This window comes from Mucilaginibacter sp. NFX135 (assembly GCF_048565145.1).
Lineage (GTDB): Bacteria > Bacteroidota > Bacteroidia > Sphingobacteriales > Sphingobacteriaceae > Mucilaginibacter.
This window is the reverse complement of the sequence record NZ_CP183412.1, coordinates 5,977,856-5,998,059: the sequence shown is the minus strand read 5'-3', so window position 1 is coordinate 5,998,059 and position 20,204 is coordinate 5,977,856. Positions and strand designations below refer to the sequence as shown.

Below are 20,204 nucleotides of genomic sequence, written 5' to 3'. Positions count from 1 at the left end.
TACACGGCAATAGTCTTGATACTTGATACTAACTACTCGATACTGACTAAACAACTATACTGATGCAAAATCATCCTGTATATACAGACAACGATCCGCAAAACGAGCTTTCGACCCTAAACCTGGGGCCAACGCACCCTGCAACGCATGGTGTGTTCCAGAACGTGCTGCAGCTTGACGGTGAAAGAATTGTAAGCGGCGTATCAACTATTGGTTATATACACCGAGCGTTTGAAAAAATTGCTGAACACAGACCATTTTATCAGATAACCCCGCTTACCGACCGTTTAAACTATTGCTCATCGCCCATTAACAATATGGGCTGGCACATGACGGTTGAAAAGCTGTTGGGCATTCAAACCCCAAAACGTGTGGATTATCTGAGAGTGATCATCATGGAATTGGCCCGCATCTCAGACCACATCATCTGCAACGGTGTATTGGGTGTAGATACCGGCGCGTTTACAGGTTTCCTGTATATGATGGAGCATCGCGAGTCTATTTATGAAATATATGAGGAGATCTGCGGATCGCGCCTCACTACCAATATTGGCCGCATAGGCGGCTTTGAGCGTAACTTCAATACCATCGCTTTTGCTAAGCTGCGTGCCTTCCTGAAGAATTTCCCGGTTACACTCAAAGAGTTTGAATCGCTGTTTAACCGTAACCGTATTTTTGTTGACCGCACCAAAGATGTGGCTGCCGTTACCGCCGAAACCGCGTTAAGCTACAGCTGGACAGGTCCGTTACTGCGTGCAGCCGGTGTTGATTATGACGTAAGGGCCATGAACCCCTACTCATCATACGAAGATTTTGATTTTGAAGTGCCCGTAGGTACCAATGGCGATGTTTACAGCCGCTTTTTGGTACGTAACGAAGAGATGTGGCAGAGTCTGCGCATTATAGAGCAGGCCCTGGTAAAACTGGAAAAAGAGCCATCAGACATTTTCCATGCCGATGTGCCAGAGTTTTACCTGCCTCCAAAAGAGGAAGTTTATAATAACATGGAAGCACTCATCTATCACTTTAAAATAGTGATGGGCGAAATTCCAACCCCGAATACTGAGGTATATCATTCGGTAGAAGGCGCCAATGGTGAGCTTGGCTTTTACCTGGTGAATGATGGCGGACGCAGCCCATACCGTTTGCATTTCCGCAGACCAAGTTTTATCAATTACCAAATGTATGCGCCCATGAGCCGTGGTATGTTATTATCAGACGCTATTATTAACATGAGTAGTTTAAACGTTATAGCCGGAGAGTTAGATGCTTAAAGTGGAAGATACTCAGGTACCGGTTGATTTTTCGCCGGAACTGATCAGTAAATTTGACGATATCGTAAGCCGTTATCCGCAGGGAAAACAAAAATCGGGCTTATTGCCGATACTGCACCTGGTACAGGCGGAGTTTGGCTGGGTGAGCGTGCCTGCAATGGATAAAGTAGCTGCTTACCTGGATATATTACCTATTGAAGTATACGAAGTAGCTTCATTTTATACTATGTACTTTTTACGCCCGCAGGGTAAATATGTACTGGAGGTTTGCCGTACCAGCGGTTGCTGCCTTGTAGGCGCCGAAAAGATCATGGATCATATTGAGCAAAAGCTGGGTGTAAAAGAAGGCGAAGTTACTGCCGATGGCCTGTTTAGCTGGCGCGGTGTAGAGTGTTTGGCAGCCTGCGGCTTTGGCCCGGTTTTACAGATCGGTCCGGAATACACTTTTTATGAAAACCTGACCAATGATTCTGTTGATAAACTGATAGGCGATTTAAAAGCAGGAAAAAGAGATTAAGGATTTAAAGACAAAGGATTAAAGACTAAAAATCTGGTTTTAGAATTTAGTAATTAGAGTTTAGAATTTAGAGATTAGTATTTAGCTTTTAGAATTTAGAGATTAGAATTTAAACAAATGGGTCGCAAATTATTATTAGAACATATAAACGTACCCGGCATCAATACCTTTGATGTTTACCGCTCCAAGGGTGGTTACGCTTCTGTTGAAAAAGCTATCAAAACCATGTCGCCAGATGCGATTGTGGAAGAGGTAAAGAAGTCCGGATTACGTGGTCGGGGCGGCGCAGGTTTCCCAACCGGTATGAAGTGGAGCTTTTTGGCCAAGCCCGAAGGTGTAGCACGTTATCTGGTTTGTAATGCCGATGAGTCTGAACCCGGTACTTTTAAAGACCGCTACCTGATGACCTACATTCCTCACTTATTAATTGAGGGGATGATCGTATCGAGCTTTGCACTGGGTGCCAATACTTCGTTCATCTATGTTCGCGGCGAAATGATGCCGCAGATCAGGATCCTGGAAAAAGCTATCGCCGAAGCAAAAGCAAAAGGCTTTTTAGGTAAAAATATTTTGGGCTCAGGTTATGATCTGGAGCTTTATGTACAGCCAGGCGGCGGTGCCTACATTTGCGGCGAAGAAACCGCTTTACTGGAATCACTGGAAGGCAAGCGTGGTAACCCGCGTATTAAACCACCATTCCCGGCTATTGCAGGTTTATATGGTTGCCCAACGGTGGTAAACAACGTAGAATCCATTGCTGCAGTAGTACCTATCATCAACGAAGGCGGCGACGAATATGCTAAACTGGGTATCGGCCGCAGCACAGGTACCAAGCTGATATCAGCCGGTGGTAACCTGAAAAAGCCTGGCGTTTATGAAATTGACCTGGGTTTACCGGTTGAAGAATTTATATATTCTGATGAATATTGCGGTGGTATTGCCAATGGCAAACGCCTGAAAGCGGTTGTCGCCGGTGGTTCATCGGTACCTATTTTACCAGCCAATCTTATCCTGAAAACGGTGAACAATGAGCCGCGCCTGATGAGCTATGAATCATTGAGCGATGGTGGTTTTGTGAGCGGTACTATGTTAGGTTCCGGTGGCTTTATAGCTTATGACGAGGATGCCTGTATCGTTCGCAATACCTGGAATTTCGCCCGTTTTTATCACCATGAAAGCTGCGGACAATGTTCGCCTTGCCGTGAAGGTACCGGGTGGATGGAAAAAGTATTACACCGTTTAGAGTACGGTCATGGTAAACAAAGTGATATGGACCTGCTGGTTGATATCTCAAAAAAAATTGAAGGGAATACGATTTGTCCGCTGGGCGATGCAGCAGCATGGCCGGTGGCCAGCGCTATCCGCCACTTCAGGGATGAGTTTGAATGGCACGTAACTAATGCTTCAGAAGCAACAACAAGGAATTACGGTTTAGCACATTACGCAGATCCGTTGCCGAAACTGGAATCAGCTACAGCTTAAATAAAATATGTCATTGCGAGGAACGAAGCAATCTCCTCGCATACAAGTTGAAGAGATTGCCACGCTACGCTCGCAATGACATATCAAAGAATAAAGATAGGTTTCTAAACCTTAGAGTTTAGAAATTAGAATTTAGAGTTTATACAAGGACGTTATATAAAATGTCAATGAAAGTAACCATAGACGGGATTCCCGTTGAAGTAGAACCGGGAACAACTATCCTGAATGCCGCAAGGCAGATCGGGGGCGATATTGTTCCGCCTGCAATGTGCTATTACTCCAAGCTGGAAGGCAGTGGTGGTAAATGCCGCACCTGTTTGGTTAAGGTAAGCAAAGGCTCTGAAAAAGATCCGCGCCCTATGCCTAAACTGGTAGCCTCATGCCGTACCACGGTAATGGATGGCATGGAAGTGCAGAATATTACCTCGCCCGAAGTGATCGAGGCTCGTAAAGGTGTGGTGGAAATGTTGTTGATTAATCACCCGCTGGATTGCCCGGTATGTGATCAGGCTGGCGAATGTCATCTGCAGGATCTTGGCTTTGAGCATGGCGCGGCTAAAACCCGCTACGAGTTTGACCGTCGTACATTTGAAAAAATTGATATTGGCGATAAGATCCAGCTGCACATGACCCGTTGCATCCTTTGCTACCGTTGTGTATTCACTGCCGATCAGATCACCAATACTCGTTTACATGGTATCCTGAACAGGGGCGATCATTCCGAGATCTCTACCTATATATCAAAAGCTATCGATAATGATTTCTCCGGCAACGTGATCGACGTTTGTCCGGTAGGCGCGTTAACCGATAAAACTTTCCGCTTTAAAAACAGGGTATGGTTCACCAAACCTGTTGACGCGCATCGTGATTGCGATAAATGCTGTGGTAAAACAACTTTGTGGTACAAGGGCGAGGACGTGATCAGGGTAACCGGCCGTAAAGATGTTTATGGCGAGGTAGAGGAGTTTATTTGCAATACCTGCCGTTTTGATAAAAAGAAAACAGCCGACTGGGTTATCGAAGGTCCGCGCAAGATATCACATAAATCGGTGATCAGCTCAAATCACTATGAATTTACACCGCTGCCGGTGGTTAAAACCAACCCGGTATTGATGGAAGCGAATAAAGAACAATTTGAAAGGGACACCCGTTTATAATGGAAACTGCCGACTTAATATTTAGGATTGTATTGATAGTGGTCATCTTCGCTATCAGTCTTGTTGTGGCCATGTACTCTACTTATGCCGAGCGTAAGGTGGCCGCGTTTTTCCAGGACAGAATTGGCCCTAATCGCGCGGGTCCGTGGGGTATTTTACAACCCCTGGCTGATGGAGGCAAAATGTTTTTGAAAGAAGAGATCATCCCAACCAACGCTACAGGTTTCCTGTTTATTGTAGGGCCATCGTTAGCTATATTAACAGCATGCATCGGCTCGGCGGTTATCCCGTGGGGACAGGCTATCACTATAGGTGGCCGTACATTTGATCTGCAGGTTACGGATATCAACGTAGGTATCCTATACATTTTTGGTGTGGTATCATTAGGTGTATATGGCGTAATGATAGGCGGCTGGGCATCAAACAATAAATATTCATTGCTTGGCGCTATCCGTGCGGCATCACAAAATATCAGCTATGAAATTTCGATGGGCTTATCCATCATCGCTTTACTGATGTTAACCGGTACGCTGAGCTTAAAAGAGATCGCCATTCAGCAGCATGGTTTTGCCTGGAATGTTTGGCGTCAGCCGTTTGGCTTTATTTTGTTTTTGGTATGTGCCTTTGCCGAAACTAACCGTACACCGTTTGACTTACCCGAGTGCGAAACAGAGTTAGTGGGTGGTTATCATACCGAGTACTCTTCTATGAAACTGGGGTTTTACCTGTTTGCAGAGTATATCAACATGTTTATCTCATCGGCCGTTATGGCTACCTTGTACTGGGGTGGCTATAACTATCCGGGAATGGACTGGGTGCTTGCTCATACCGGCCCAACTATAGGTCCGCTTATTGGTATGGGGATTTTCTTTATCAAAATATTCATGTTCATCTTCTTTTTCATGTGGGTTCGCTGGACTATCCCGCGTTTCCGCTATGACCAGTTGATGGATCTGGGCTGGAAAATATTGATACCATTGGCCATTGCCAACATTGTGCTTACCGGTATAGGTAGTACACTACTTACACACTTTGGATATTAATTGAAATGGAATCATTAAGTAATAAGAAAAAAGTACTGGAAGTAAAGCCGCTCAATTTTATGGAGCGTGCTTATCTACCGGCTATTGTTAGTGGCCTGGCTACTACCATGAAGCACTTTTTCAGGAAACCGGTTACGATCAGTTATCCGGAAGAGAAGCGCGAATTTTCTGAGAATTTTCGTGGTATGCACTCTCTGAAACGTGATGAGAACGGTAAAGAGCGTTGCACCGCCTGCGGGCTGTGCGCACTTTCGTGCCCGGCCGAAGCTATCACCATGACGGCAGCAGAGCGCCAGCCAGGCGAGGAGAACTTATATCGTGAAGAAAAGTATGCCGCTGTTTATGAAATAAATATGCTGCGCTGCATTTTCTGTGGACTGTGCGAAGAGGCTTGCCCTAAAGAAGCTATTTACCTTGATGGAGATATTGTGCCTGCCGACTATTTGAGGAAGGATTTTATTTACGGTAAAGACAAATTAGTAGAGGCCCCCTTAAATCAATAAAGAAGTTTTATACCTTTGCCCAACTCTTTGAGCGGGCAAGGGTATTTTGTAAATATAAACATGAGTACATTTTACTTCATCGCGTTTTTGTCCATATTCTTTTCGATACTGGTTATCTCGGCCAAAAACCCGGTACATAGTATCCTTTACCTGATACTTACCTTTTTTACATTCACCATTCACTATATTTTATTGAATGCCCAGTTCCTGGCCGTTGTTAATTTTATTGTGTACATGGGGGCTATCCTGGTATTGTTCCTGTACACGCTGATGCTCATCAACCTGAATAAAGAAAGCGAACCGGTTAAGCCTTTTATGGTGAAAATAGCGGGTGTATTTGGTGGTGGCATTTTGGTGGTTGCTTTGGCATCATCATTAAAGCTGATAGCCACATCAAACCCGGTAATCTTAAAAAATCCCGATCTCGGCCTGGTGAAAAACCTGGGTAAAGTATTGTTTAATGAATTTTTACTGCCATTTGAAGTATCGTCTGTATTGCTGCTATCGGCAATGGTGGGTGCTGTTTTGCTGGCTACTAAAGACCCTAAAACCACATAATGGAAAGTTTAACAAATACCTTACACGCGGTACCGCTTAATCACTACATATTATTAAGCGCCATTATTTTTTCGATAGGTGTAATGGGGGTACTGATACGCCGTAATGCTATCGTAATATTTATGTCGGTTGAGTTGATGCTTAACGCGGTGAACCTGTTGCTTACTGCCTTCTCGGTTTATCGTGGTGACGCCAGCGGACAGGTTTTCGTATTTTTTATTATGGCATTGGCCGCCGCGGAAGTTGCGGTGGGACTGGCCATTATTGTAATGATATACCGGAATACCAATTCGATAGACATCAACGTGCTGAACAGGCTGAAATGGTAGAGTGATTTCGGATCTCGGAATTTCGATTTCGGATTTACGATCTATAAAAATATAAACGCGTTACGTAGAAAATTAACGTATCACGTACAACATAAAACGTACAACGTATAAAACATGAATCAATACATCTGGCTTATTCCTATATTACCGTTAGCCGGTTTTATTATTAACGGACTTGGCCGCAATTCATTATCAAAAAACGTAATTGGCTTTATTGGCAGCCTGCTGGTGCTGGTGTCTTTTGGTTTAAGTCTGGCTGTTTTTTTCCAGATCAAATCAAGCGGTCACCCCATTAATGTTACTTATTTCGACTGGATCTCTGTTGGTGAGCTTAAAATTCATTTTGCGTTTTTGGTCGACCAGTTAAGTGCCATTATGCTGCTGATCATTACAGGTGTAGGTTTCCTGATCCATTTGTATTCAATAGGTTATATGCACGATGATACTGGTTTTGGTAAATTCTTTGCTTACCTGAATCTGTTCGTGTTCTTTATGCTTTTACTGGTGATGGGTTCCAATTACCTCATCATGTTTATCGGTTGGGAAGGTGTAGGTTTATGCTCATACCTCCTTATCGGTTTCTGGTATACCAATCCAAGTTATGCCGATGCTGCGAAGAAAGCCTTTGTCATGAACCGTATAGGTGATCTTGGCTTTTTGTTAGGTGTATTTTTGATCATCCATATATTTGGCAGCATTGATTTTGCTATCATATTCCCTAAAGCGGCTACTTTAACTACCAGTCAGGCAGTACCTTTAACGGCTATAACGCTGCTGCTTTTTGTGGGCGCTGTAGGTAAATCGGCGCAATTGCCATTGTTTACCTGGCTACCCGATGCAATGGCCGGTCCAACGCCGGTATCGGCACTGATACATGCGGCCACCATGGTTACTGCCGGTATTTACATGATAGCCCGTTCCAACATTTTCTATACCCTGTCTCCGTTTACTATGGAGTTGGTAGCTATCATTGGTTTGGCAACAGCATTGTTTGCTGCATTAATTGCCTTAACACAAACAGATATTAAAAAGGTATTGGCCTATTCAACCGTATCGCAATTGGGGTATATGTTTTTAGGTTTGGGTGTTGGCGCTTACACGGGTGCTTTCTTCCACGTATTAACACACGCTTTCTTCAAAGCATTATTGTTCCTGGGTGCAGGCTCCGTGATCCACGCTATGAGCGGCGAGCAGGATATGCGAAAAATGGGCGGACTGAAAGGTAAGATCAAAATAACCTTTGCCACCATGCTCATAGGTACCATCGCTATATCTGGTATCCCGCCATTCTCCGGCTTCTTTTCAAAAGACGAAATTCTGGCTCATACTTATGCACACAGCACCACATTTTATGTGATCGGTGTATTTACCGCCATGCTAACTTCATTCTATATGTTCCGGATGCTGTATCTTACTTTTTACGGAAAGATCCGTGGTACACATGAGCAGGAACATCATGTACATGAGTCGCCGGCAACCATCACCATCCCGTTGATTGTACTGGCTATTCTTTCGATGATTGGCGGTATGATTGGTGTGCCCGAAGTTTTAGGTGGCCACCATGAGCTGGAGCATTTCCTGGCACCAGTGTTCGAGAAATCAAATGCTATTTTGGGCGAGCATCATTTAGAGGCCGGTACAGAAAAACTATTAATGATTATTTCTGTAGTTGTGGCAGCAATCGCCTGGATATATGCCTATATCAAATACGCTAAGAATAACAGTTTGCCGGTTGCAGATACCGAGGAGCGCCCGGCATTGACCAGCATATCCTACAACAAATTTTATATCGATGAGCTGTATGATCTCATTATCCGTAAACCTTTGGATTTTCTGTCCACTTTCTTTTATAACGTTGTGGAACGCCTGGGTATTGATGGTTTGGTGAACGGATTAGGCAAGGGTACTATTGAAACCAGTAAAGGTTTGCGTTTACTGCAAACCGGTAATGTTGGTTTCTACATATTTATTATGGTACTTGGAATTATTGCTGTATTGGCGTATAGCATATTTGGATTAACTAAAATATAAACGATAAGCGTTTACCATATAACATGACCGTTAGTATATTAATATTTTTACCAGTAGTTGCCGCAGTTATAGTAGCCTTATTAAAAAATGGGACCGCTAAGCACGCTGCATTATTTTTCTCAGTTGCCGAACTGGTAATTGCCGGCTTATTTTTAAGCAAGTTTATACCCGATGCAAGTACCCAGTTTGCTATCGATGTTCCATGGATACCTAAATTTGGGATTTACTTTAGTGCCGGTATTGATGGTATCAGCATGGTGATGGTATTGTTAACCACACTGCTTGTACCACTTATTATTTTATCAACCTACCAGCACAAACATAACAATGAAGGTGCTTTTTATGGGTTGATATTATTTATGCAGGCTGGCCTGCTGGTTGTATTTACCGCTTTAGATGGATTTTTGTTCTACGTAGGCTGGGAAGCAGCGCTTATTCCGATCTATTTTATATGCGCCCTGTGGGGTGGCGAAAACCGCATCCGCATTACCATTAAGTTTTTTATATACACGTTTGCCGGTTCGTTATTTATGCTGGTAGGTATCATTTACCTGTACCTGCAATCGCCGGGCAAAACCTATGATATCCATGAGTTTTACCGCATAGGTTTAGATGCCAAACATCAGTCGCTGGTGTTCTGGGCATTTTTCCTGGCCTTCGCTATTAAAATGCCTTTGTTCCCGTTCCATACCTGGCAGCCAGATACTTATACCGAAGCGCCTACAGCGGGTACCATGCTGTTATCGGGTATTATGCTTAAAATGGGTATCTATGGTGTTATCCGCTGGTTAATACCAAATGCACCACTTGGCTTTGCACATTGGCAAGCCCTGGTCATGATACTGGCAGTGATCGGTATTATATATGCTTCACTGATCGCCTTTAATCAAAAAGACGGTAAACGCTTAGTGGCATACTCATCTATAGCACACGTTGGCTTAATAGCCGCCGGTATATTTGCCTGGACATCGATAGGTGTTCAGGGAGCTATGATCCAAATGCTTAGCCACGGGATCAACGTGGTAGGTATGTTCTTTATCTGGGATATCATTAGCCGGAGGTTAAATACCCGCGATATTAGCCAGCTTGGCGGTATTGCCAAAGTTGCCCCAAAATTTTCCATCGCTTTTTTAATTATAGTATTGGGTACGGTAGGTTTACCTTTAACCAATGGCTTTGTGGGCGAGTTTTTACTGCTTAACGGCGTGTTTGAGTACAGCGCCTATCATTATTTCAATATTGCATTGGGAGCAGTTGCCGGTTTAACTATCATTTTTGGCGCGGTATATATGCTGCGCATGTACAAAAATGTAATGCAGGGCGAAACCAACGAGCTAACCGCTACTTTTACTGACATTAGCGGATCTGAAAAACTAACCTTATGTATTATTTGCGTGCTGATCATCGCAATAGGTGTTTACCCGCATCCTATCCTACATATATCAGAGGCTGCTGTTAATAATTTAATACATACTATAAACATTAAAACTTATTAAAGAAAATTCTAAGCCCTAATTTCTAAATTCTAAAAAGAGGATGATTAAATTTTAAGCTTTGGAATGGATACTGAAGGAAATAGTGTCAAGAAATATAACTTAGAGAGCAGGACATTTGACTTTGCTAATAGTTGTAAAGAATTTTTAAAAACAATAGATAGAAATATACATAACGTTGAATATTATAGCAGCTTATTCGTTCGTCTGGCTCAGTAGCGGCAAACTTTATTGAAGCTAATGAGAGTTTTAGCCGTAATGATTTTTCACACCGGGTAAAGATTTGCCGGAAGGAAGCAAAAGAAAGTATATTGTGGCTCAAATTGATTGACGTAAATGAACCGCAGGCACTAAAAAGAGATTCGTTAATTCAGGAAGCAACGGAATTGATGAAAATTTTTGGAGCGATACTTGAAAAATTGAAAAACACTAATTAAAAAATAATCACAACTAAAAAGTTCAAATTTAGAGCTTAGAAATTAAGATTTAAGGCTTAGGATTTAGAGCTTAGAAATTAGGATTTAGGGCTTAGAATTTTAGATTTAGAATTTCACATAAATGAATACTTTAATCATCATATCTGTTTTACCAATAGTGCTTTTGTACCTCGGCTTGTATAAGGCTACAAAATCATTATTACCGGTTACTATTATTGGTTTGCTGGCGGCCTTAGGTTTAGCCATTGCCCAATGGAATAATGTTGCCTTGCCTATATACCATGGTATGATGATGTTTGATAATTTTGCTATCGCGTTTTCGGGGATCACCATTATTGCGACTATACTTATCCTGATGTTATCAAAAGGATATTTTGACAGGATAAGTAAACACGTGGCCGAGTACTACGCTATTATTCTGTTTTCATTGGCTGGTATCATTGTGATGGTATCCTTCTATAATCTGGTGATGCTGTTTATCGGTATCGAGATCATGTCAGTAAGCTTATACATACTGGCAGGGATCAAGAAAAGCGATTTTGCATCGAACGAGGCGGCTTTAAAATACTTTTTGATGGGGGCTTTTTCAACAGGCTTCCTGTTGTTTGGTATCACATTATTGTATGGCACAACAGGTTCATTTAGCCTGGAAGTGATCCGCGACTGGGTTTTGGCCCATTCACATGCCGACCCAATGTTTTACACCGGCATAGCGCTGATCATTGTTGGTCTTTGCTTTAAAGTAGGCGCTGCCCCTTTCCACTTCTGGACACCAGACGTGTACGAAGGCGCACCAACGCTGATCACGGCGTTCATGTCAACCGTAGTTAAAACCGCGGGCTTTGCCGCTTTCTTGCGCCTGTTCTCGGCCTGTTTTGCGCCATTGTCTGATTTTTGGGTACCTGTCATATTGGTTATCACTGTTATTACTTTGTTTATCGGTAACATCACCGCCCTGTATCAGCAAAGCTTTAAACGCATGCTGGCTTTTTCGAGCATATCACACGCGGGTTACCTGCTTTTTGCTATTGTAGCTTTAGGCTCAGGCTCTGCTAATTCGGTATTTATTTATGCAACGGCATATTCTATAGCTTCGATCATTGCTTTTGGCAGTTTGATACTGGTACAGCAGCAAAGTGGCAGCGATAATTTTGAAAGCTTTAACGGTCTGGCAAAAAGTAACCCCTTCCTGGCATTGGTATTAACTATTGCCATGCTTTCGCTGGCGGGTATACCGCTCACTGCGGGCTTTATGGGTAAGTTCTTCATGTTTTCCGGAGCATTGGCCAAATACCATGTTTGGTTGGTTATTATAGCGGTAGTAAACGCCATTATTAGTATTTTTTATTATTTCCGGGTTATTATCGCCATGTATTTTCGTACAGCAGATCGTACCGAGCTGGTGGTACCTGCCTACTATAAAATAGTATTTATCATTTCGGCGCTGGTAACTATTCTTATCGGTGTTTATCCGGATTTTATTGCCAGGTTCATTTAATCAATAACTGGATAACTGCAAATTGATTTAATATTTGTAGTTTTACAGATATAGTGAATGGAAAGTTTTTGGGAATACCTTCAAAATTTAACGGACGCTCAATCCATTATAAGCAGGGGGGGCTTTTATCTCTTGCTTGTTGTTGTGTTTGCTGAAACCGGCCTGTTTTTTGGTTTTTTTTTACCGGGAGATTATCTGCTGTTCATGGCAGGCCTGCTGTGCGCAGCGGGGAAGGTTGATGTAACTATATCCACATTGGTTTTATCGCTTATTGGTGCCGGAGTATTAGGTAACTTTGCCGGCTATTGGTTCGGATATCGAACGGGACCGGTATTGTTCAATAAGAATGATTCCCTGTTCTTTAAAAAACGATACGTAACCCTGGCCAGCGAGTTTTATAATAAGTATGGCGGCATGGCATTGATTTTAGGCAGATTTTTCCCTATAGTTAGAACATTTGCCCCTATATTTGCAGGTGTAGTAAAGGTTGATATAAAGAGATTTACTTTATTTAACTTCATAGGCAGTGTAACCTGGGTATGCGCATTTACCCTGAGCGGCTTTTTTCTGGGGAAACGCTTTCCGCAGTTAAAAGATTATCTGCAATACATTGTTTTAGGATTGATCATAGCTACTTCTATTCCGTTGATAGTAGCTTATGTAAGAAAGAAAATATTAGAAGCAAAAGAAAATAAATAATATAAATAGAATATACTAAATGAGTACACAACACCCATGGCACCAGGTTTCTCCTGGCGAAAATATCCCTGAAATTGTTAATGCGATCATCGAAATCCCTAAAGGTTCAAAAGCCAAATATGAAATTGATAAAGATTCAGGTTTATTAAAGCTTGATCGTGTTTTATTTTCTTCGGTAATGTACCCGGCAAACTATGGTTTTATCCCGCAAACTTATTGTGATGATAAAGATCCGTTGGACATCCTGGTGTTATGCTCTATTGACGTATTCCCGATGTCGATCATCGAGGCTAAAGTTGTAGGTGTGATGCACATGGTTGATAATGGTGAGCAGGATGATAAGATCATTGCAGTAGCCAAAAATGATATGTCGGTAAATTATATCAACGACTTGAATGAGCTGCCTCCGCATGCCATGACCGAGATCGTTCGTTTCTTTAAAGATTACAAAAAACTGGAAGGTAAAAACGTAACCATCGAGCATTTGCTTGGTGTTCGTTACGCACATAAAGTGATACAAGAAAGTTTGGAATTGTATAAGACTACTTTTCCTGTTACGCAATAATTAATAGATGGACCCCGCGCATTACGAAATAAGCCCCCTTTATTTAATTGCAACCGTGTTACTGGTTTTGCTCAACGGCTTTTTTGTAGCCGCGGAGTTTGCCATGGTAAGGGTACGGGGCTCACAAATTGAAATAAAAGCTAAATCGGGAAGCGGGGTTGCCAAGGTTGCGCGTGGTATATTGCACAATTTGGATGGTTACCTGGCTGCAACACAGTTAGGTATTACCATAGCATCACTGGCATTGGGTGTTGTGGGCGAAGAAGTAGCCACTAATATTGTGATCAGGGGCTTTCTGTCCATTGGGATAACGCTTTCCAGTGGTTTTATTACTGCCAGTCATATTTTAGCTTTTACCGCTATTACGGTATTACATATTGTGTTTGGTGAGCTTGCCCCCAAATCAATAGCCATTCAAAAATCCGTACGTACCGTGCTGACAGTTTCTCTTCCGCTTAGGTTTTTCTTTGTGTTTTTCAAACCCTTGATATGGTTGTTAAATGGGTTCGCTAATTTTATTTTGAAGCTTTTAGGTATTAATACTTTGGAAGGTGGGGAGGCCCACCATAGTTCCGAGGAATTGCAATATCTGCTTGAACAAGGAAAAGAATCGGGCGCTTTGGATTCAAACGAACATGAGTTGATACAGAACGTGTTTGATTTTAATGAGCGTGTGGTTAAGAACATCATGGTGCCCCGTACAAAAATATCAGGCATTGACATCAGTTCTACCAAAGAGGAATTGCTGGATATGATCATCACCGAGGGATATTCGCGTATGCCTGTTTATGATGATGTGATCGACAAGATCATTGGAATTGTACACGCCAAAGATATTTTACCACTGCTGGCCCGCAATGAGGAGATCGTCCTGAAAAATATTATCCGCAAGCCCTATTTTATTCCTGAAACCAAGAAGATCAACGATCTGATGGCCGAGCTGCAGCAAAAACGGATTCAGATAGCCATTGTGCTGGATGAATTTGGCGGCACCGCGGGTATGGTTACGTTGGAGGATATTGTAGAAGAACTGGTGGGTGAGATACAGGACGAGTACGATGAGGAAAAGCCTATTGTTGAAAAAGTGAACGACCGGGAATTTATCGTGAATGCGCTTGCACCTATATATGATGTGAATGAACATTTGCCTCATGATCTTCCTGAAGATGGCGACTTTGATACTGTATCTGGATGGCTGGGAGATATATTCGGTAAGATCCCTGACGTAGGCGAACAAAAGGAATCAAACGGATATAATATTACCGTGTTGCGTAAATCCGATCAAAATATTGAATCAGTTAAGTTAGAGTTGCTGATCAATGAAGAAGATACGGTAGATTTACATTAATAACAAGTATCAAGTAGTTAGTATCAAGATCTTTTAAGCTACCTGAAGCAAATGCAGCTGTCGTGATACTTGATACTAACTACTTGATACTAAATAAATGCACCTTTTCTATACACCCGATATAGCACCCTCGCACCCGCAGTATTTTCTTAGTGAAGAAGAAAGCAAGCATGCTATCCGTGTATTACGGCTGGAGGCCGGTAGCCAGGTACAACTGATTGATGGCCGGGGTGGCTTTTATACCGCGGTTATACAGGATGCGCATCCCAAGCGCACTATACTAAACATCACTTCGGTTACAATAGATTTTAATAAACGTAACCATTACCTGCATTTGGCAGTAGCCCCTACCAAAAATATAGAACGCCTGGAATGGTTTTTAGAAAAAGCCACTGAGATCGGTATCGATGAGATATCATTGTTCATCAGTCAGCGGTCAGAACGCAAAGAAGCTAAGACCGATCGGCTCAACAAGATCATTACCGCCGCAATAAAGCAATCCCTCAAAGCTTACCACCCGCTTTTGAATGAACCCGTGAAGCTAAATGAGCTGTTGACACGCCCCTTTAGTGGACAAAAGTTTATAGCCCACTGCGAACCCGGTGAGAAACTTACCCTGCGTAATGAATTACAATTACAGGGCCGCTACCTGGTATTGATAGGCCCCGAAGGTGATTTTACCCCTGCCGAAATTGAAAGCGCTTTGCAAAACGGTTTTAAACCCATAACTTTAGGTGAAAGCCGTCTGCGTACCGAAACGGCAGCGCTTGAAGCCTGTTTTGAGGTGAACTTTTTAAACCGTGTATGAAAACAGCTAAAAATTTTTGTTTTGCAATTGCTGCCGTCATCGTTATGAGCGGTTTTAGTAACCCTGCGTACAAAATTGCACGGCTTAAATATAATGGGGGCGGCGACTGGTACGGCGATCGGACTGCATTGCCTAACCTGATTAAATTTTGCAACGAAAATTTGAAAACGAATTTTGAGGCCGATGATGACGTAGTAGAAGTTGGCAGCGCTTCTTTGTTTAATTATCCATTTACCTTTATGACCGGTCATGGTAACGTGATATTTACTGATCAGGAGGCACGCAATCTGCGCAAGTATTTAACCGGCGGTGGCTTTTTGCATATCGATGATAATTACGGTTTTGATAAATTTATCCGTCCGCAGATGAAAAAGGTTTTCCCGGAGCTTGATTTTGTGGAATTACCGGTTAACCACCCCATCTATCATCAAAAATATCCCTTTCCAAATGGCCTGCCTAAAATTCATGAACACGATGGTAAACGAGCGCAGGGCTTCGGGCTTATTTATAAAGGTAGACTGGTATGTTTTTATACCTATGAGTGCGATTTGGGCAATGGCTGGGAAGATTATGGCACCTATGCCGGCGATACCCAGGAAGCCCGCTTAAAAGCCTTGAAAATGGGCGCAAATCTTATCCAATATATATTTACACAATAAACCGCCAGATGGTGTTTTGTATAATTGTTATTGACGATAAAATTGATAATTTTATAATGGTTGTTTCCTAAAAACAGCTTTAACTACTTTATTTCTTAAATACCCAAAACGTATGTATCAACTCAAGATAAATAATCGGCATGATATTGAAGTTAGCAGGACCGGTGAGAGCCTGTTGATAAACAATACCAAAATTGAGGCTGATATTAAACCTATTGGGGCTGGAACATACCACGTTATTGAAAACAACAGATCATACCGTGTAGAAGTGGTGAGTTTTAACAGCTCTGATAAAACTGCCGAGATTAAAATAAATGCCAATACTTATACTATAACCGCCAAAGATCAATTTGATGTATTGTTGGATAAATTAGGCTTAAGTAGTTTGAACAGCGCCCGGGTAAGCGAAATAAAAGCTCCGATGCCGGGCATGGTACTTAAAGTTTTTGTTTCTGAAGGTGACGAAGTTAAAAAAGGCGATAATCTGTTGGTGTTGGAAGCCATGAAAATGGAAAATATCATCAAATCGCCGGCTGATGTTGCTATAAAAAGCATAAAAGTAAAAGCCGGAGATAAAGTGGAAAAAGGACAAATTCTGATAGGATTTTAATAATCTCACTTACTTTTCGTGCATTATTTGATATGAATTGCAACAAAAGCAACGCTTTTTTGGGATTCTTATTGTTTTTGCGGCCAATTTTTATTAGCTTACTTTTCTTAACTTAATATTCACTATATGAAGAAAAATTTACTAACAATTTTGTTGTTATTTTCTTGTATTACATTTGGTTTGGCACAAAGCCGTGTTATTACAGGTAAAGTAACAGATCAGAAAGACGGTTCGCCCTTACCGGGAGTAAGTGTAACTGTGAAGGGAGCCCAGGGAACGGGCACTCAAACCGGTGTAAATGGAACATACAGCCTTACGGTTCCGGCTACTGCAAAGGTGCTGGTTTTTAAATTTCTTGGATTTAAAGATACCGAATCACCTATCGGTAGCAAGCCATTGAATGTGCAACTAATATCAGACTCAAAACAACTTACCGAAGTTGTGGTTGTTGGTTACGGTACACAGAGCAAGCAATCGTTAACCGGGTCTATATCAAAAATTAAAGGTGCCGATATCGAAAACATCCCTGTACCCAGTTTAGAATCGGCTATACAGGGTAGAACACCGGGTGTTTACATACAAGCGCAAAATGGTAAGTTGGGCCAGGGTATTCAGGTACGTATTCGTGGCGCTTCATCGGTATCGGCAGGTAACCAGCCTTTATACGTAGTTGATGGTTTGCCTATAACCGTCGACGATTTTTCAACCAATGGCGCATCAACTAATCCGCTGGTGGATCTTAACCAAAATGACATTGAATCCATTGATATATTAAAAGACGCCTCTGCAGCTGCAATTTATGGTTCAAGAGCATCCAATGGCGTGGTTTTGGTAACTACCAAAAAAGGTAAGGCCGGCGATACAAAAGTAACCTATAATCAATATTATGGTTTTAGTAAGCCAACCCATGATCGTGAATTTTTAAATGCCCAGCAATATGTTACAGCGTTAACTGCTGCAGGTATAGCAGGAGGGTATTCCACCGCGTCTATTGCTGCGAGATTGCAGAGATATGCCGCTGGCAGTGATAATTATAAAACTTATGCAGTAAACACCGACTGGCAGAAAGAAATAACCCAACATGCACCAGTACAAAACTATAACCTGGTACTGTCTGGCGGTAACGAAAAAACAAAATTTTATATATCAGGTACATATAATAATCAAAAAGGATTTCTGATCGGTAACGCGATTAATCAGTATAGCTTAAGAACTAATATCAGCAACCAAGCTAACAAATGGTTAGAGGTGGGCGCAAATTTGAGTGTGTCGCGTACAAAAAACTATCGTTTGTCTAATGATGATCAATTTTCTACCCCAGAACAAATTGTTGCATTATCGCCAATTACGCCGGTTATTGACCCGCGTACTGGTTTAACAAGTGGTGCGCTTGATCCGGCTACGGGTCTTCCCAACGCCAGTTTTCCTATATATTTTAATCCATTGTTAAATGCCGAAAACAGCTATTTTAATACAACTGATTACAGAAATCTCGGCAATGTTTTTGCACAGGTAAAATTACTTCCGTCATTAAGTTTCCGCTCAGAAGTGGGAGTAGATATACTTAACTCAAGCGAAGACAATTACTCGGGCAGTTTAACATCCCGTAACTCAGGCACGCCAAACGGATCGGGTTTTAACTCATCTGTAACATCTGTGAATTTCAATACCAATAACTTTTTACAATTTATTAAGGATTTTGGCAAGAATAATATTAATGCTGTTGGTGGTATGACTTATCAGCGGCAACAAAATGACCTTAACTCCATTACAGGTCAGCAGTTTCCGAGTGATGCTTATAAAAAACTAAATAGTTCGGCTAATATTACGGCCGGCTCATCAACTTCAACCGCTTATTCTTTACTATCTTATTTCAGTCGAGTGAACTATAAATACGATGAAAAATATCTTTTAACATTAAGTGGACGTATTGATGGATCATCAAGATTTGGTGCTAATCACCGGTATGGTTTCTTCCCGGCAGGTTCAGTGGGCTGGATTATTTCAGAGGAGAGCTTTATGAAACAGCAACAACTCGTATCTCAATTGAAGTTAAGGGCGAGTTATGGCTTAACCGGTAACTCCGAGATCGGCAATTTTCCTTCACGCGGATTGTTTTCAGAATTTGGCTATGCTGGTATTGCCGGTTCCAGGCCAACCCAGTTACCTAATCCCGATTTGAAATGGGAAACTACTGCTCAATCAGATATCGGTTTAGATGTCGGTTTCTTTAACGGACGCTTATCCGGACAATTTGACGTTTATTTGAAGAAAACTAAGGACCTGTTGCTGAATGTACAAGTACCAGCCACATCTGGTTTTACAACCATAACCCAAAACCTTGGTAAATTGCAAAACAAAGGCTTTGAATTGCAGATAGATTCAAAAAATATTGTAGGTAAAGAACTAACCTGGACAACCAGCTTTAACTTCTCAGTAAACCGAAATAAAATTACGGACTTAAAGGGCCAGGTTATAACAGGAAGTGGCGATGCGGTGAACCGTGCAGTTGAGGGTCAGCCTTTGGGTATATTTTATACGGTACAATTTGCCGGTGTTGATCCAGCTACTGGAGACGCACTATATTATAAAAATAATGACTTGGGAGGGGGAAAACTAAATAAAGAGACTACAAATGATTACAACAAGGCAAATCCGGTGGTTGTTGGTAATCCTAATCCTAAATTTATTGCTGGTTTAAATAATACTATAACCTATAAAGGGGTTGATTTTAGCTTTTTACTGCAGGAAGTAAATGGTGACCAGATCTATAACGGAGGCGGTCAATATATGTCTGTAGGATTTAATAATGGAGCTGATAACCAAACTATTGATCAGCTTCAGTCATGGAAAAAACCTGGTGATATTACTATGGTGCCAGAGGCTCGTTTATTTGGTAATAACGGTGTGTCACCAAGCTCAAGATATTTAAGCGATGGATCATACCTGCGTTTAAAGAATATTGTTTTAGGATATAACTTCCCAAAAGCGGTATTGGAGAAAATCAAATTACATAGTTTGAGAATTTATGCACAAGCAACGAATTTAGCCACATGGACCAAATATAAAGGTTGGGATCCGGAGCTAAATTCTGATGCGTTTTCTGGCAACATTACTCAAAACTATGACTTTTATGCAGCCCCGCAGGCTAAAACAATAACTTTTGGTATTAACGTGGGATTTTAATTTAAGC

Annotated in this window: 19 protein-coding genes; all 19 read left to right on the top strand. The window is 41.8% G+C overall.

Annotated elements, in window-relative coordinates:
* The first annotated feature begins 62 nt into the window (after positions 1–62).
* The 19 genes from ACNURT_RS25080 to ACNURT_RS24990 all read left to right on the top strand — a co-directional run bounded on the left by ACNURT_RS25080 (position 63) and on the right by ACNURT_RS24990 (position 20,197).
* Positions 63–1,274 (top strand): NADH-quinone oxidoreductase subunit D, encoded by a 1,212-nt coding sequence (locus ACNURT_RS25080; RefSeq protein ID WP_370997099.1) that lies wholly within the window; start codon positions 63–65, stop codon positions 1,272–1,274.
* On the top strand, positions 1,267–1,791 hold the full coding sequence (gene nuoE, locus ACNURT_RS25075; protein ID WP_419699962.1) for an NADH-quinone oxidoreductase subunit NuoE: 525 nt from the start codon (positions 1,267–1,269) through the stop codon (positions 1,789–1,791). Before ACNURT_RS25080 ends, nuoE begins: the two co-directional genes overlap by 8 nt.
* Positions 1,792–1,908: 117 nt before the next feature.
* Complete coding sequence (gene nuoF / locus ACNURT_RS25070) at positions 1,909–3,273, top strand: NADH-quinone oxidoreductase subunit NuoF (RefSeq protein WP_370997101.1); 1,365 nt, start codon at positions 1,909–1,911, stop codon at positions 3,271–3,273.
* 167 nt (positions 3,274–3,440) lie between these two features.
* On the top strand, positions 3,441–4,430 hold the full coding sequence (locus ACNURT_RS25065) for a 2Fe-2S iron-sulfur cluster-binding protein (RefSeq protein ID WP_419699961.1): 990 nt from the start codon (positions 3,441–3,443) through the stop codon (positions 4,428–4,430).
* The gene (gene nuoH, locus ACNURT_RS25060; RefSeq protein WP_419699960.1) at positions 4,430–5,473 is read left to right on the top strand and encodes an NADH-quinone oxidoreductase subunit NuoH; all 1,044 of its coding nucleotides are present in this window, start codon (positions 4,430–4,432) and stop codon (positions 5,471–5,473) included. Before ACNURT_RS25065 ends, nuoH begins: the two co-directional genes overlap by 1 nt.
* A gap of 5 nt (positions 5,474–5,478) precedes the next feature.
* Complete coding sequence (locus ACNURT_RS25055) at positions 5,479–5,976, top strand: NuoI/complex I 23 kDa subunit family protein (RefSeq protein WP_419699959.1); 498 nt, start codon at positions 5,479–5,481, stop codon at positions 5,974–5,976.
* Between the two features lie 60 nt (positions 5,977–6,036).
* A complete protein-coding gene (locus tag ACNURT_RS25050) occupies positions 6,037–6,534 on the top strand; it encodes an NADH-quinone oxidoreductase subunit J (RefSeq protein ID WP_370997104.1) in 498 nt (165 codons plus the stop codon).
* Positions 6,534–6,863 (top strand): NADH-quinone oxidoreductase subunit NuoK, encoded by a 330-nt coding sequence (gene nuoK / locus ACNURT_RS25045; protein WP_370997105.1) that lies wholly within the window; start codon positions 6,534–6,536, stop codon positions 6,861–6,863. Before ACNURT_RS25050 ends, nuoK begins: the two co-directional genes overlap by 1 nt.
* Positions 6,864–6,977: 114 nt before the next feature.
* Positions 6,978–8,894: an NADH-quinone oxidoreductase subunit L gene (gene nuoL, locus ACNURT_RS25040; RefSeq protein ID WP_419699958.1), complete on the top strand. Its 1,917-nt coding sequence runs from the start codon at positions 6,978–6,980 to the stop codon at positions 8,892–8,894.
* A 23-nt stretch (positions 8,895–8,917) separates the two neighbouring features.
* Complete coding sequence (locus ACNURT_RS25035; protein WP_419699957.1) at positions 8,918–10,390, top strand: complex I subunit 4 family protein; 1,473 nt, start codon at positions 8,918–8,920, stop codon at positions 10,388–10,390.
* A 194-nt stretch (positions 10,391–10,584) separates the two neighbouring features.
* On the top strand, positions 10,585–10,824 hold the full coding sequence (locus tag ACNURT_RS25030) for a four helix bundle protein (protein WP_419702147.1): 240 nt from the start codon (positions 10,585–10,587) through the stop codon (positions 10,822–10,824).
* 121 nt (positions 10,825–10,945) lie between these two features.
* Positions 10,946–12,322 carry an NADH-quinone oxidoreductase subunit N gene (locus tag ACNURT_RS25025; RefSeq protein ID WP_419699956.1) on the top strand — a complete coding sequence of 459 codons (1,377 nt, stop codon included), beginning with the start codon at positions 10,946–10,948 and terminating at the stop codon, positions 12,320–12,322.
* A 57-nt stretch (positions 12,323–12,379) separates the two neighbouring features.
* Positions 12,380–13,021: a DedA family protein gene (locus ACNURT_RS25020; RefSeq protein WP_370997111.1), complete on the top strand. Its 642-nt coding sequence runs from the start codon at positions 12,380–12,382 to the stop codon at positions 13,019–13,021.
* Positions 13,022–13,040: 19 nt separating this feature from the next.
* Complete coding sequence (locus tag ACNURT_RS25015; RefSeq protein WP_370997112.1) at positions 13,041–13,586, top strand: inorganic diphosphatase; 546 nt, start codon at positions 13,041–13,043, stop codon at positions 13,584–13,586.
* Positions 13,587–13,593: 7 nt separating this feature from the next.
* Positions 13,594–14,934 carry a hemolysin family protein gene (locus ACNURT_RS25010; protein ID WP_370997113.1) on the top strand — a complete coding sequence of 447 codons (1,341 nt, stop codon included), beginning with the start codon at positions 13,594–13,596 and terminating at the stop codon, positions 14,932–14,934.
* Positions 14,935–15,031: 97 nt separating this feature from the next.
* Positions 15,032–15,742, top strand: a complete 711-nt coding sequence (locus ACNURT_RS25005; RefSeq protein ID WP_419699955.1) for a 16S rRNA (uracil(1498)-N(3))-methyltransferase — start codon at positions 15,032–15,034, stop codon at positions 15,740–15,742.
* A 44-nt stretch (positions 15,743–15,786) separates the two neighbouring features.
* Positions 15,787–16,401: a DUF4159 domain-containing protein gene (locus ACNURT_RS25000; protein ID WP_419702146.1), complete on the top strand. Its 615-nt coding sequence runs from the start codon at positions 15,787–15,789 to the stop codon at positions 16,399–16,401.
* A 112-nt stretch (positions 16,402–16,513) separates the two neighbouring features.
* A complete protein-coding gene (locus ACNURT_RS24995) occupies positions 16,514–17,011 on the top strand; it encodes a biotin/lipoyl-containing protein (protein ID WP_419699954.1) in 498 nt (165 codons plus the stop codon).
* A 126-nt stretch (positions 17,012–17,137) separates the two neighbouring features.
* On the top strand, positions 17,138–20,197 hold the full coding sequence (locus ACNURT_RS24990) for a SusC/RagA family TonB-linked outer membrane protein (protein ID WP_419699953.1): 3,060 nt from the start codon (positions 17,138–17,140) through the stop codon (positions 20,195–20,197).
* The last annotated feature ends 7 nt before the right edge of the window (positions 20,198–20,204 follow it).

Bases quoted from the DNA above. Each gene is read 5' to 3' on its own strand.
- ACNURT_RS25080 (WP_370997099.1), top strand. From the start codon at position 63: ATGCAAAATCATCCTGTATATACAGACAACGATCCGCAAAACGAGCTT.
- nuoE (WP_419699962.1), top strand. From the start codon at position 1,267: ATGCTTAAAGTGGAAGATACTCAGGTACCGGTTGATTTTTCGCCGGAA.
- nuoF (WP_370997101.1), top strand. From the start codon at position 1,909: ATGGGTCGCAAATTATTATTAGAACATATAAACGTACCCGGCATCAAT.
- ACNURT_RS25065 (WP_419699961.1), top strand. From the start codon at position 3,441: ATGAAAGTAACCATAGACGGGATTCCCGTTGAAGTAGAACCGGGAACA.
- nuoH (WP_419699960.1), top strand. From the start codon at position 4,430: ATGGAAACTGCCGACTTAATATTTAGGATTGTATTGATAGTGGTCATC.
- ACNURT_RS25055 (WP_419699959.1), top strand. From the start codon at position 5,479: ATGGAATCATTAAGTAATAAGAAAAAAGTACTGGAAGTAAAGCCGCTC.
- ACNURT_RS25050 (WP_370997104.1), top strand. From the start codon at position 6,037: ATGAGTACATTTTACTTCATCGCGTTTTTGTCCATATTCTTTTCGATA.
- nuoK (WP_370997105.1), top strand. From the start codon at position 6,534: ATGGAAAGTTTAACAAATACCTTACACGCGGTACCGCTTAATCACTAC.
- nuoL (WP_419699958.1), top strand. From the start codon at position 6,978: ATGAATCAATACATCTGGCTTATTCCTATATTACCGTTAGCCGGTTTT.
- ACNURT_RS25035 (WP_419699957.1), top strand. From the start codon at position 8,918: ATGACCGTTAGTATATTAATATTTTTACCAGTAGTTGCCGCAGTTATA.
- ACNURT_RS25025 (WP_419699956.1), top strand. From the start codon at position 10,946: ATGAATACTTTAATCATCATATCTGTTTTACCAATAGTGCTTTTGTAC.
- ACNURT_RS25020 (WP_370997111.1), top strand. From the start codon at position 12,380: ATGGAAAGTTTTTGGGAATACCTTCAAAATTTAACGGACGCTCAATCC.
- ACNURT_RS25015 (WP_370997112.1), top strand. From the start codon at position 13,041: ATGAGTACACAACACCCATGGCACCAGGTTTCTCCTGGCGAAAATATC.
- ACNURT_RS25010 (WP_370997113.1), top strand. From the start codon at position 13,594: ATGGACCCCGCGCATTACGAAATAAGCCCCCTTTATTTAATTGCAACC.
- ACNURT_RS25005 (WP_419699955.1), top strand. From the start codon at position 15,032: ATGCACCTTTTCTATACACCCGATATAGCACCCTCGCACCCGCAGTAT.
- ACNURT_RS25000 (WP_419702146.1), top strand. From the start codon at position 15,787: ATGAGCGGTTTTAGTAACCCTGCGTACAAAATTGCACGGCTTAAATAT.
- ACNURT_RS24995 (WP_419699954.1), top strand. From the start codon at position 16,514: ATGTATCAACTCAAGATAAATAATCGGCATGATATTGAAGTTAGCAGG.
- ACNURT_RS24990 (WP_419699953.1), top strand. From the start codon at position 17,138: ATGAAGAAAAATTTACTAACAATTTTGTTGTTATTTTCTTGTATTACA.